Genomic DNA, 12,745 nt, shown 5'->3' with positions numbered 1-12,745 from the left:
CTCCAATAGGCTATGGCATTGTCTTTTGGAGCTTCACCTATGCAACCCTCACACTCCGCAACGGCGTCAGCGCCGGATGCCACGTCTCGGTCAGGGATACAGATCCTGATCATGGCGATCGCCGCTTTTATCATCGTCACCACTGAGTTCCTGATCGTCGGACTGCTTCCGGCGATGGCACACGACCTCGGTGTCTCCATCGCCGTGGCTGGCCAGGTGGTGACGCTGTTCGCCTTTACCGTGATGCTGTTCGGGCCGTTCCTCACGGCAAAACTGGCCGGCGTGGAACGCAAAAAGCTGTTCACCATCATCCTGCTGGTGTTCGCCGCCTCCAACGTGCTGGCGGCGCTGTCCACCAACATTTGGGTCATGGCCCTCGCGCGCTTTATTCCGGCGCTGGGCCTGCCCGTGTTCTGGGGCACGGCCAGCGAAACCGCCGGGCAACTGGCAGCACCCGGCAAGTCGGGTCAGGCGGTGTCGCGGGTTTACCTGGGCATTTCCGCCGCCCTGGTGTTCGGCGTACCGCTGGGCACCGTCGCCGCCGATACCCTCGGCTGGCGCGGCAGCTTCTGGGTGCTGGCCGTTATCTCCCTGGTCATCGCCATCTTGATGCAGCTGTGCATGCCGACCTTGCCCTCCTCGCCGGCCAAGCACGGCGAGAAGCAGACCGACATTCTGAAACAGCCGCGCTTTCTCGCCCACGTGTTGCTGTCCGTGCTGGCGTTCACCGCGATGTTCACGGCCTACACCTACCTGGCCGATATCCTCCAGACCCTGGCCGGCGTGCCGACCAATCAAGTGGGCTGGTGGCTGATGGGCTTCGGCGCGGTCGGCATGATCGGCAACCAATGGGGCGGAAAGTTGGTCGACCGCAGCCCGCTGGGCGCGATGGTGCTGTTTCTGGTGATTCTGAGTGTCGGCATGGCCGCCGCCATTCCACTGGCCACTGATCATATCTGGCTGATCGCCGCGCTGGTGCTGTGGGGCGTTGCGTACACCGCACTGTTCCCGGTGTGCCAGGTGCGTGTGATGCAGGCCGGCTCCAAGGCTCAGGCGTTGGCGGCGACCATGAATATCTCGGCGGCTAACGCCGGTATCGGTTTGGGTGCGATCTTTGGTGGCCTGGGCATTGGCCACTTCGGACTTGGGTCGCTCGGCTGGATCGCGACCGGGATCGCCGCCCTGGCGATTGTGGTTGCGCTGTTGATGATGCGTAAGCGTTAAGCGTCTGGTCGGTCTGTAGACCGACTGCACGTTGGTTTGGCTGGCAGTGAAGCGAGGGTGGGCTGCTGCCTGGCCAGGCAAAACGCGCAGAGTCGGGATGCCGCTTTTTGAGCGCCGCATCCGCCTCTGCAACGACAAGCACCGCTCACTCCAGCGCCGGTGCTTTTCCATCCCGCGCCGCCAGAATGCGCGACAGATTTTCCTCGATCCAGGACGTTAACCCGTCCATCTGCAAGGCGACCTCCTCGCCCATCGCGGTCAAACGGTATTCGACGTGGGGCGGCACCACCGGCAGCGCTTTGCGATCGACAAACCCATCCTGTTCCAGGCTCTGCAGCGTCTGCGACAGCATCTTTTCGCTGACCCCGCCGATCTTGCGCCGCAGCTCGCTAAACCGGTGCATGCCGTCCAGCAACACCACCAGCACCAACACCCCCCAGCGGCTGCACACATGATTGAGAATTTCCCGCGACGGGCAATCCCGGGCCAGCACCTCACCGGTACGGATTCGCTCGAGCAACGAGACGTTGCCGGCAGAGGAGGGAGACATATCGTTCATCACACTTACCTTTTCGTACGTACTTACGAAAGGTTAGCACGGTGACTATGCTGATCGCTCAATCACTTCTCTCGGGAATCATCATGATCGTCATCACCGGTGCCTCAGGCCAGCTTGGCCGCCTCGTCATCGCTCAACTGCTCGAAACCGTGCCTGCCTCGCAGATCGTCGCGGCCGTCCGTGACCCGGAAAAAGTGGCCGACCTTGCTGCCCAGGGCGTGCAGGTTCGCCAGGCCGATTATTCGCAGCCAGACACGCTCGACCGCGCCTTCGAAGGCGCCGAGAAAGCCCTGCTGATCTCGTCCAGTGAAGTAGGCCAGCGCGTGGCTCAGCATCGCGCGGTGATCGATGCCGCCCAACGCGCCGGTGTCAAACTGCTGGGCTACACCAGCGTGCTGCATGCCGACTCCTCGGCGCTGGGCCTGGCTGAAGAACATCAGCAGACCGAGGCGGCGCTGGCGCAGTCCGGCGTTCCGGCGGTGGTGTTGCGCAACGGCTGGTACCACGAAAATTACACGGCCGGCGTCGCCCACGCGGTGGCGAACGGCGCGCATTACGGCAGCGCGGGCGAAGGCCGGATCAGCTCTGCTGCGCGGGCGGACTATGCCGCGGCGGCGGCCGTTGTACTGACATCGACTGACGATCAGGCCGGCAAGGTGTATGAACTGGCCGGCGACGAGTCTTACACGCTGAAGGAATTCGCCGCTGACATCGCGCAGCAATCCGGCAAGCCTGTCGTCTACACCGATCTTCCAGAGGCCGATTACAAGGCTGCGCTGCTGCACGCCGGGCTGCCGGCATTCGTCGCCGAGTTGCTCGCCAACTCCGATGCCGCCGCGGCCAAAGGTGCGCTGTTCGACAACGGTCGGCAGTTGAGCCGTCTGATTGGCCGGCCGACCACACCGCTGTCGGCCAGCATTGCCGATGCGCTGCCCCGCTGATATTCGTGAGCCCCGCCCGCCAGAACGGGCGGCGCGCCAGCACCTGCACTGAATGATTTGCGCGGCCCACGGTCGGAACTAATGACAGCGCACCACGCGCTGGCCAAGGAGTTTCGAATGAACAGCAAATCGCTCATTGCCGGTCTGGCGATTCTGGGTAGCATTTCCGTTGCGAGTTTCACGGTGCAGGCCGCCAATGCAACGGAGCCGACCATTCAACCTTCCAGAGACAACATGCGGGAGCTCGAAGTCGGCAGCCGATCGCCGCAGGAATTTCAGCGCCCGGATGCAGCGCTGAAGGACTGGAAAGCCAAGGGCCTGGAAGAGCCGGCAAAGATGAGCCAATGGGTGCGCATCAACAACAAATACGTTGAAGTGCAGACCACCAATGGCCAGATCACCAAGATTGTCCCGATCGAGAAATAAGTCGGGGAAGCGACCCAGCGCGCCGGGTTTGCGTGGCGCGCACCATCTCTTGAAGAACTTATAAGAACGACCAGAGGAATTCCCATGAACATGAAGAAACTGATGGCCTGCGCGGCCGTGTTTACTTGTTTGGGCGGGGCCAGCTTCGCCGCGGCGGCACAGACCCCTGCGACGAAAAGCGTGCAGGCAGAACACACCAATGAGCAGTACAAGGTGGGCGACACCACCCATGACCTGTACAAAGACGAGCGCGTCGGCGTCAAGGACTGGGAAGGCAAGGGCCTGCACGCACCAAAGGAAGGTACCCAATGGGTGTTGATCAGCGACAAATACGCGCTGATCAACATGGAAGACGGCAAGGTCCTCGACATCGCGCCGGGCAACCTGAAACCGCTGAAAAAGTAACGACCGCAACGCCCGTCACCGTGCCCGACACCCGTCGGGCATCGCTTTGCCAGCACCCTGTCCAAAGGCCCGCCCCCGCTGCTTTTCGCTGACAAGAAAGGTTGCACCCTGGCGATGGCGCCCTCTACTCTGCGCCTCTCGTTTGTTGCGCCATAGGCCCGGGTTCGATGTCTTCCGTTTTGAATGTCTTGCTGCCGATCTTCGCGCTCATCCTGGTGGGCTACCTTTGTCGCCGCACCAACCGCCTCGGACCGACCGCCGCGTCTGAAATCAATCGAATGGTGGTCTGGCTGTGCTTGCCGGCGCTGCTGTTCACCGCCACAGCCCACGCCACCTGGGCACAGATCTGGCACCCGGGCTTCGTGCTGACCTTCACCCTGTCGACCCTCGCGATGTTCGTCATGACCTTACTGCTGCGGCGCCGCAAGGCCGGCCATTTCGCCGATGCCAGCATTGATGCCCTCAGCGCGTCCTATGCCAACACCGGCTACATCGGCATTCCGTTGTGCGTCATGGTGCTGGGGCAGGAAGGCCTGGAACCGGCCCTTATCGCCTCGTTGCTGGTGGTCTGCGTGGTCTTCGGCATCGCCCTGGTGTGCATCGAAATCGGCCTGCAAAGCGAGGCCCGGGTGCACCGCATCGTCCTCAAAGTGCTGTTGGCGCTGGCGAAAAACCCGCTGGTGGTGTCGCCGATCCTCGGCGCCTGCTGGGCATCGACCGGCGTGGCATTGCCCGGCGCGCTGGATACATTCCTCAGCCTGCTGGGGGCTGCGACGACACCCTGCGCGCTGATTTCCCTGGGCCTGTTTCTCGCCCAAAAGCAGCAAGGCCCGCGCGAGGGCACGACGTTGCTGGTGCTGATCAAACTGATCGCTCACCCCCTGCTCACCTGGTTTCTGGCGTATCGGGTGTTCCACCTGCCGCCGCTGTGGGCCAACTCTGCCCTGCTGTTGAGCGCCCTGCCCACCGGCACCGGGCCGTTCATGCTGGCCGAGTACTACAAGCGCGAGGCGTCGGTGGTGTCGAGCACGATCCTGATCTCGACGCTGGGCTCGCTGGTCACGCTGTCGCTGTGCATTTATTACATCAACGGATGAGGTGCCCATGCCCGCCTCTTGGCAGGCAAACGCGCGCCTGCAGGTCAGGCGTGCGCGGTGGGGCCAGCGATGCATACAAGGTCACTTCAACGCCGCGACCACCGCATCGAAGAAGGCCATCGGGTCGATGGGCTCTTTGTCCACCGGCTTGGGCTGTGCGCCGAAGGTGACGATCACGACGTTATTGGCCGGGTTGACGTAGATGTTCTGGCCCTGGATGCCGACCGCCGAATAGGCGCCGTCTTTGACGGAGGGCGCGGTCCAGGCGGTCCACCACATGTAGCCGTAATCCAGGCTTTTGCCGCCCATGAGGGTGGTCGGCAGCGTCGCTTCCCTGACCCAGCCGTCGGGCAGAATCGAGGTGCCGTTGATCTTGCCGTCGTTCATGAAGAACAGCCCAAAGCGCCCGTAATCCCGTAGCGTGGCGCTGATGCCGCTGCCGCCGATCTCCACACCGTCAGGCGAGTCCAGCCACCAGGTGGCGTCGCTTTCCATGCCGAACGGCTGCCAGATCTTCTTCGACAGGTACTCGGCCAGCGGCATCTTCACCGCACCCCGCACAATCTCGCCGAGAACCTGGGTTTCACCGGTGCTGTAGTTGTTCACCGTGCCGGGCTCGGCAGCGCGCGGCAGGCTTGCCATCAGCGCCATGGCCGAGTGAGGCTGCTGGGAAATTTGCGCCTTGAGCAACGCCCGCCGGTCCGACGCCGGATCGGTGTAGGTCTCGTTCCACTTCACCCCCGACGACATCATCAGCACGTTGCGCACGGTCACCCCGTCGTAGGCGCTGCCTTTGAGGGCCGGCACGTAGTCGACCACCTGGGCGTCAAGGCCCTTGATCAGGCCATCCCTGATCGCCGCCGCCGTCAGGGTCGAGGTGATGGACTTGGCCATCGACATCGACATCCAGCGGGTCTTTTCAGTGTTGCCGCGCTGGTAGGTTTCGAAGACGATCTTGCCGTCCTTGATCACCAGCATCGCGGTAATACTGTCCAGCGCCACGAAGTCATAGAGGTCGTACTTTTTGCCCTCGACGGTGAAGCGCACGTTGGGCAGTTGCCGATCCGACTTCGGGAGCGCATAGGGGTGATCGCCGGCCTTGATCGTGTGGGTGGGGAACAGTCGGCCGATATTGCGATAGGTGCTGACCGCCAGGTCCGGGAGCATGGCGCCGTCGTAGATCTGCTCGACCGTGCCAATGGGTTCCTGGGCGTGGGGATAGTCGTCTGCCCACGCACTGGACACCAGGGTGGCGGCGAGCAGGCCGAGGGACAGGGTCAGCGGCCGCTTGAAAGCGCCGGGACGGAACGAGACGGGTGGGTGCATGAGGTATCCTTTTTTGTCGTCGGTGACGGACGTCGGTCAATTCCCGGCAGGTGTATTGGGTAAATCACCCGCCAAAGCCGGGCCCACTGAAAGAACGCGCGTGCTTGAACCCTAGCTCACCCACCGGCGTCGCACCGGGTGATCAGTTCAGTGGCTTCATACCCTGACGTCTGCGATGACGTACCTGACCAAATCGAAGGCAAAAAAAACCACCGCGCAAGGCGGTGGTTTTCGGACGTGCAAGACGCGTCGGATCAGACTTTGACGATCCAGCCCGCCGGGCCTTCGATGTCCCCGGACTGAATGCCGGTCAGCTCTTTGTACAGGCGCTGGGTCACGGGACCGACCTCGGTTTCGCTGTGGAACACATGCAGTTTGTCTTTGTAGCTGATGCCGCCGATCGGGGTGATCACCGCCGCGGTGCCGCACGCGCCGGCTTCCTTGAACAGGTCGAGCTTGTCGATGAACACCTCGCCCTCGGTGACCTTCAGGCCCAGACGGCTCTGCGCCAGTTCGATCAACGACAGGCGAGTGATGCCTGGCAGCACGGACGGCGATTTCGGGGTGATGAACTGGTCGTCGTGGGTGATCCCGAAGAAGTTGGCAGAGCCGACTTCTTCGATCTTGGTGTGGGTCAACGGATCGAGGTAGATGGCGTCGGCGAAGTTGGCTTTCTTGGCCTCGGCGCCGGGCATCATGCTCGCGGCATAGTTACCGCCGACTTTCGCCGCGCCGGTGCCTTGTGGTGCGGCGCGGTCGTAGCTGGAGATGACGAAGTTGTGGGGCTTCATGCCGCCCTTGAAGTACGGGCCCACCGGGATGCAAAACACCGAGAAGATGAACTCGGGCGCAGCGCGCACGCCAATGTTGTCACCGACGCCGATCACGAACGGGCGCAGGTACAACGCGCCGCCGGTGCCGTACGGCGGGATGAAACGCTCGTTGGCGCGGACCACTTGCTTGCACGCTTCGATGAACTGCTCGGTCGGCACATGGGGCATCAACAGGCGGCTGCAACTGCGCTGCATGCGCGCGGCGTTCTGGTCGGGGCGGAAGAGGTTGATCGAGCCGTCTTTGGCGCGATAGGCCTTGAGGCCTTCGAAGCATTGCTGACCGTAATGCAGCGCGGTCGAGCCTTCGCTGATGTGCAGCACGTTGTCTTCGGTCAGGGTGCCTTGGTCCCACTCGCCATCGCGCCAGTGAGCCAGGTAGCGTTTGTCGGTCTTGATGTAGTCGAAGCCGAGCTTGTCCCAGTTAATGCTGTCGTTACCCATGACACCCTCTATGTCCAGGCCAGCGCGGCCGGGAGTGTCCGGCGTCTGGCGTTTCATCGATAAGGCCCGGAGCAGGACGCGACCCGTTCCGGTGTGCCGCCATATTACTGATTTTTCTCCCCGCAAACCGCCTCCGCGGCAGATGAGCTGAAAAAGATCCTGGGCGGCCCGACTCAAGCATCGGGGTTTGTGCCGTCTGTAGCAAAACCGCCGGCCGACCCGTGCAGTTTCGCCAATGTTGCCTATGGTGTGTAAATCGTCCGAGACAGGAGCAGCACCCATGGGTATCGATCAATTGTTCGCCGATTTGAGCAGTCTTCCCAGCATTCCCAAGGTGGCGCAGGACCTGATCAAACAGTTCGACAGCCCGTCGTCGGACCTGGGCAGCATTGCCGGCAACATCGAAAAGGACCCGGTGATCGCGGCGAAGATTCTGCGGCTGGCCAACTCCGCGCGCTTTCGCGGGGCGCGGGAGTCGTCGAGCATCGAGGACGCGGCCATGCGCCTGGGCTTCAACACTCTGCGCACGCTGGTGCTGGCGTCGGCGGTGACCGGCGCGTTCAAGGCAGGCCCGAGTTTTGATCTGAAGGGCTTCTGGCTGAAGAGTTTTCAGGTGGCGGGGATCTGCCGTTTGCTGGCGAAACAGTCCGGCGCCGATGCGGAAATCGCCTTCACCTGCGGGGTCATGCACGACATCGGCGAACTGCTGATCCAGACCGGCGCGCCCGCCGTTGCCGAGCGCATCAACAGCGTGACCAAGACCGGGACGACCGGCCGCGCGGCGATTGAAACGTTGCAGCTGGGTTTTGGTTACCCGGAAGTCGGCGCGGAACTGGCCCGGCGCTGGGGATTGCCGGAGGTCATCCAGAACGCCATCGCCTATCAGGCGCGGCCCATGCAGGCGCCGGGGGATGCGACCCAGCCCCGGATCGTGGCTCAGGCATTGACCCTTTCTGCCGCGCTGGAGAATCACGGCGGCGCCACCGCGCAGGCCAGGCAGGAAGTCGACGGGCCGTTGCTGGACGGGATTGACCTGGATGCCCTGTTCGCCGCCCTGCCGAAGGTGCTGGAGGATGACAAGGCGTTTGCGGAGTTGTTGAGTTAGGTACGGTCAGGGCCGGGTTCGAGATTGATAGTGCTCGCACCGGCCCCTTCCCGGCTGAAGCCGGTCCTACAAATTGACCGCGGCGCCACCGGAGATTTGCAGTGGTCCGACTGACACAACGCGGTCAACCTGTAGGACTGGCTTCAGCCGGGAAGACGTCAGGCGTCACGCTGCAGAATTGAAGGTGCTCACTGGGGCCCCTTCCCGCACGGAGCCGGTCCTACTAGTATCAGCGCACAGCCGATCAAGAGGACCTGTGCATGCCTGATGGACCTGACACCCACGTCGATACCCTGCTGCACTGGATGCACGACCGCTCGTTCGTCGTCCTGACCGGCGCCGGGATCAGCACCTCCTCCGGAATCCCGGATTACCGCGACAGCGAAGGCGTGCGCCGGGGTCGGCAGCCGATGATGTTTCAGGAATTCCTCAATGCACCCGAGGCCCGGCGGCGTTACTGGGCCCGGGCGATGCTCGGCTGGCCCCGCGTTCGCGCCGCGCAACCCAACGCCGCCCACGAAGCGATTGCGCGCTTGCAGCAGCACGACCTCATCAGCGGCGTGATCACTCAGAACGTCGACACCTTGCACGATCAGGCCGGCAGCCATGATGGGGTGGAGTTGCACGGCAGCCTGCATTGGGTGCTGTGCCTGGACTGCCGCCAGCGCACCGAGCGCGACATCATTCAGTTGACCCTCGTTGAACAAAATCCCTACCTGGCGGGCGTCGATGCGGTGCAGGCGCCCGATGGCGATACCCTGCTCGACCCGGCGTTCGAAGAGCGCTTCCAGGTGCCCCACTGCCCCCATTGCGGCGGCGAGCGAATGAAACCTGACGTGGTGTTTTTCGGTGAAAACGTCGCGCCGCCTACTGCAGCCAAGGCCATGCAGCGGGTGGAAGAAGCCCAGGGCCTGCTGGTCGTGGGCTCATCCTTAATGGCGTTTTCGGCGTTTCGCCTGTGCCGCGCCATCAGCGATCAGGGCAAACCGCTGATCGCCATCAACCTGGGCAAAACCCGGGCGGATGATCTGCTGGATCTCAAGATAGAAGCGTCGTGCGAGGTGCTGTTGCCAGCGCTGGCGCAGCGGCTGCTGGTGGGTTAACGGACACTGTTCGCTGCGAGATAGCGCGTTCTCTGGAAAACCGGAGTCCTCCCTCCGCGCTCGATCCATTATCGGGTTGCACGAATCGCCGGCAACGCCGCCAGCGCCCGGTCCCATACCTGCCGCGTCCTGACCCAAGCCACTTCCTGCCAGTCCGGGTCCGCCGGATAGAACTGCTCCAGCAGCCCTTGCTTGATCCGCCGCCCGGTTTCGTCCAGCGGGTCGCCGTGCAGGTGCAGCCAGTGATCATCACGCAAATGCCCATGCACTGCCGCCCCCGGGTACGTGCCGCATTCAATGACAAACGGCATCAGGTGCACCCCCGGCAGCGCGTCGAGGAGCATCTGCGAGGTGTAGCCGGTGGAGGTCGCCGCCACGCCGGTGTCGCTGACCCGATGCGCGCCGGTGATCAGCGTGAACAGCCACGGCCCGAATAACGCTTTCGCGTCCTCCAGCGCCGGGTAGGCTGATTCAACGATACTCATCAGCATCGGATGACCGTAAGCACCGGCGCCGGTGTGCAGGTCAAAACAGGTCACCACCTCGGCGTCCTGCAAATACTGCCCGACGATGCTGCGCAGCGTGCGATTGGACCAGCTCGGCTCGCGGCCGCCGAAGAACAGGCCATCGGGGAATGCGTATTGCCCCGCCTCCACCACCGACATCAGCCCTGCCCAACCCCGCACGTCGATTGCTGCCTGAAACAACGCGTCAGCCTGATCCCGCCGGGGCCCGCGCAACTGATCGCAGGCATAGATAGCGTGGACGTCGGCGTAGTCGCGGTTGTCCGGTAATGACCGGCTGAAGTCGAGGTAGTTGCGGTTCTGATCGAGGTTGTCCTCATTGACCCGGCGCATCCACGCCGTGCCCCAGGGGTTGATCAGGTGAATCATCAGGATCGCCACGCCCTCGGGCAACGAGCGTGGGTCAACAGCCTCGAGCCAGCGGCTCTGGCAATCGGAACCGTAATAGCCCTCGACGCCATGGGTGCCACTCAACGCCACCAACACCCGCTGCGCACCCGGGTCGCCGAGCCAGGCGACATCCGTGGCCAGCGTCTCGCCAAACGGCCCCGTCAGCGGGTGGACGTATTCGCTCAATCGTGCGCCAGCGGCCGTGGCTGCCGCCATGAAGCGTTCGCGAAGCAGGCGATAACCCGGACGATCAGGAAAAAGGTGGCTCATTGATGCGCTCCAAAGGTAGTGGCACCGGGTACAGGCGCATACCAGAAAGGCCGAACGCCACGGAAAAACGACACTGCGTCAAAAATGTTACAACCGGACACGTTTTGGCACACTTCTTTCTAGTGTTTCTCTTGTGGAACGTCAGTACCACGAAACGCTTCGCGTCCAGCCCCGGCTGCCGCGAGTCTACGCTGCCAAACGGTGCGCACCCCGCACCCACGGGCAGAAACCGGACATTACCCCGTCCGAAACAGTGCAGGACGCCGACCAGAAGTCTGGCGTCCGTCGATAAGGAATTCGATTCGTGCCAGACATGCGCCCCTCACACCCGATCCGCCCACGCCGCGCCTCGCCTTATCCGCTGCACGCCTCCGTCAGCGAGCCTGCCATCCGCCCCATCTCCCTTCAGCGCTCCGGCTGAAACCCAGCGCCAGTGCGCTGCAGTGCCTCACCTTTATTTCGTTTCAACGGCTGCCGCTCTTATAGCGATTCAGTAGCCACTTTTTATTGTTCCAATTCGGGACAGGCGCGCCTGCTCCCATAACGTTTTGAATTACCCGCTCGATTGCTCGCTGTTGATCTGCACACACTAAAAGGCATCACTGATCATTTTTAGTCAGTGCACGACAACGATAACGACTCTCCACCCCCTGACCGATAAGTCACACTTTCAGGAAACACCCAATGATCACTTGAACACTCACGCACCAACTTGCACCTACTTAATCACGTTTGGTGCATTGCACTTCTGATTCAACCGGAACAGGTCAACGCGCAACCACGCGGTGAACCTGAATGAATAGGTTCGCCCCCTATTCAGGTAACTGTCCCTGCCTCCATAACGTGAACGGAGCCCGATCAAATGAAATTCGCTAAAAAGTTACAGGAATGCGACATCGCCCCGCCCCGGGCCATAAATGCCGCGCTAGAGCCCTGCGCTGGCATAGCGGTTGCAATAGCGATGATCGTTAGGTAGTCATTCTGAAATAAAGACGTACGTCTTCGTACTCAACAAGAAATCAGGGAAACTCAATGTCTTCTCCATAGCCCACGCTGCAACAGTACTTATAAAAGCAGTGTTCTTAAAGACCTGCTTTCCCAGGCCTCGTGCATCCGACAGCACGGACGTCAACTTCAAACACGGCAACTTGTTTGAACGGACCCTTATTGCCCTTCAACAACCCGAGGGAGCTTTAATGAATGACGCGGTAAAAACGAAAGCCATACCTGACCCGGCACCGGACGAACTGTCCATGGCCTGGCCGCGTATTCCTTTCAAGGAAAACACATCGCGCCCGGGTGAACTAAGCCGCACGCACGTGTTGATATTGATTGCCGCCTCGGTCCTTATTCACGGCGCCCTCTGGTGGTATATGCAGACCGCTAAAGCCGACGTCCCGGAAGTTGCGCCGCAAGTGCCCGAGATGACCGTCGAATTGACCAGCCCGACACCGCCAACGCCCCAAACGCCACCTGAGCCACCCCCGCCGCCTCCGCCCGAGCCGCCACCGCCTCCGCCGCCTCCCGAACCGGAGCAACCGGTCGAGGACCCCGACGCGGTCAAGCCGCCGCCGAAACCGGTGGAGAAGCCCGTCGAGAAACCGAAGGTCGAGAAGCCCAAGCCGGTGAAGAAACCCGAACCGGTGAAAAAGCCAACGCCGCCCGCACCGCCAGCACCCGCTGCGCCGAGCCCGCCTGCGCCGGCCGCCCCGTCACCTTCGCCTGCCCCCCCTGCCCCGGCGCCTGCACCGGCGGCACCGGTCAAGGAATCGGCCGCGATTTCCGGGCTCGCCAGCCTGGGCAACCCGCCACCGGAATACCCCGGTGCGGCGCTGCGCAAAGGCATGGAAGGCCGCGTGATCCTGCGCATCAAGGTGCTGCCCAACGGCCGCGCCGGCACGGTGGAGGTGACCAAATCCAGCGGCAAGCAGGTGCTGGACGATGCGGCGGTGGAAACGGTGCGCAACTGGAAGTTTATTCCGGCCAAGCGCGGCGACACCCCGATCGAAGGCTTCGCGACGCAAACCATCGACTTCAAGCTGCCCGAATGAACCCGGTCAGCCCATCAACAACAACTCTTTATATAGCGGGTGAGGTGTAA

Annotated in this window: 12 protein-coding genes; 8 read left to right on the top strand and 4 right to left on the bottom strand. The window is 62.4% G+C overall.

Annotated elements, in window-relative coordinates:
• Positions 1 to 39: 39 nt before the first annotated feature.
• Entirely contained in the window at positions 40 to 1,224 is a 1,185-nt protein-coding gene (locus tag BBI10_RS20645; RefSeq protein WP_065991483.1) for an MFS transporter, read from the top strand.
• Positions 1,225 to 1,369: 145 nt separating this feature from the next.
• On the opposite strand, the gene BBI10_RS20640 is transcribed toward BBI10_RS20645, so the two are convergent.
• Positions 1,370 to 1,783 (bottom strand): winged helix-turn-helix transcriptional regulator, encoded by a 414-nt coding sequence (locus BBI10_RS20640; protein ID WP_065991482.1) that lies wholly within the window; start codon positions 1,781 to 1,783, stop codon positions 1,370 to 1,372.
• Between the two features lie 83 nt (positions 1,784 to 1,866).
• Between BBI10_RS20640 and BBI10_RS20635 the strand changes: the two genes are divergently transcribed.
• The 4 genes from BBI10_RS20635 (at position 1,867) to BBI10_RS20620 (ending at position 4,652) form a co-directional block, all read left to right on the top strand.
• The gene (locus BBI10_RS20635; protein ID WP_065991481.1) at positions 1,867 to 2,724 is read left to right on the top strand and encodes an SDR family oxidoreductase; all 858 of its coding nucleotides are present in this window, start codon (positions 1,867 to 1,869) and stop codon (positions 2,722 to 2,724) included.
• 117 nt (positions 2,725 to 2,841) lie between these two features.
• Positions 2,842 to 3,150, top strand: coding sequence for an RcnB family protein (locus BBI10_RS20630; protein WP_065991480.1), 309 nt, complete (start codon positions 2,842 to 2,844; stop codon positions 3,148 to 3,150).
• A gap of 84 nt (positions 3,151 to 3,234) precedes the next feature.
• Positions 3,235 to 3,555 (top strand): RcnB family protein, encoded by a 321-nt coding sequence (locus BBI10_RS20625; protein WP_065991479.1) that lies wholly within the window; start codon positions 3,235 to 3,237, stop codon positions 3,553 to 3,555.
• Positions 3,556 to 3,722: 167 nt separating this feature from the next.
• Entirely contained in the window at positions 3,723 to 4,652 is a 930-nt protein-coding gene (locus tag BBI10_RS20620) for an AEC family transporter (RefSeq protein ID WP_065991478.1), read from the top strand.
• A gap of 81 nt (positions 4,653 to 4,733) precedes the next feature.
• Here BBI10_RS20620 and BBI10_RS20615 read toward each other — a convergent pair whose 3' ends face one another.
• A complete protein-coding gene (locus tag BBI10_RS20615) occupies positions 4,734 to 5,978 on the bottom strand; it encodes a serine hydrolase domain-containing protein (protein ID WP_065991477.1) in 1,245 nt (414 codons plus the stop codon).
• 254 nt (positions 5,979 to 6,232) lie between these two features.
• Entirely contained in the window at positions 6,233 to 7,252 is a 1,020-nt protein-coding gene (locus BBI10_RS20610; RefSeq protein WP_065991476.1) for a branched-chain amino acid aminotransferase, read from the bottom strand.
• A gap of 280 nt (positions 7,253 to 7,532) precedes the next feature.
• On the opposite strand from BBI10_RS20610, the gene BBI10_RS20605 reads away from it, so the two are divergent.
• Entirely contained in the window at positions 7,533 to 8,357 is an 825-nt protein-coding gene (locus tag BBI10_RS20605) for an HDOD domain-containing protein (RefSeq protein WP_244160404.1), read from the top strand.
• Between the two features lie 260 nt (positions 8,358 to 8,617).
• Positions 8,618 to 9,460: an NAD-dependent protein deacetylase gene (locus BBI10_RS20600; protein ID WP_065991474.1), complete on the top strand. Its 843-nt coding sequence runs from the start codon at positions 8,618 to 8,620 to the stop codon at positions 9,458 to 9,460.
• Positions 9,461 to 9,528: 68 nt separating this feature from the next.
• Here BBI10_RS20600 and BBI10_RS20595 read toward each other — a convergent pair whose 3' ends face one another.
• Positions 9,529 to 10,644, bottom strand: a complete 1,116-nt coding sequence (locus BBI10_RS20595) for a DUF2817 domain-containing protein (protein ID WP_065991473.1) — start codon at positions 10,642 to 10,644, stop codon at positions 9,529 to 9,531.
• Positions 10,645 to 11,840: 1,196 nt separating this feature from the next.
• On the opposite strand from BBI10_RS20595, the gene BBI10_RS20590 reads away from it, so the two are divergent.
• Positions 11,841 to 12,695, top strand: a complete 855-nt coding sequence (locus BBI10_RS20590) for an energy transducer TonB (protein ID WP_065991472.1) — start codon at positions 11,841 to 11,843, stop codon at positions 12,693 to 12,695.
• The last annotated feature ends 50 nt before the right edge of the window (positions 12,696 to 12,745 follow it).

The sequence above is a fragment of the Pseudomonas graminis genome, assembly GCF_001705435.1.
GTDB classification, from domain to species: Bacteria; Pseudomonadota; Gammaproteobacteria; order Pseudomonadales; family Pseudomonadaceae; genus Aquipseudomonas; species Aquipseudomonas graminis_B.
Note: the sequence above shows the minus strand (reverse complement) of the source record. Positions and strands in the feature narration are given on the sequence as shown.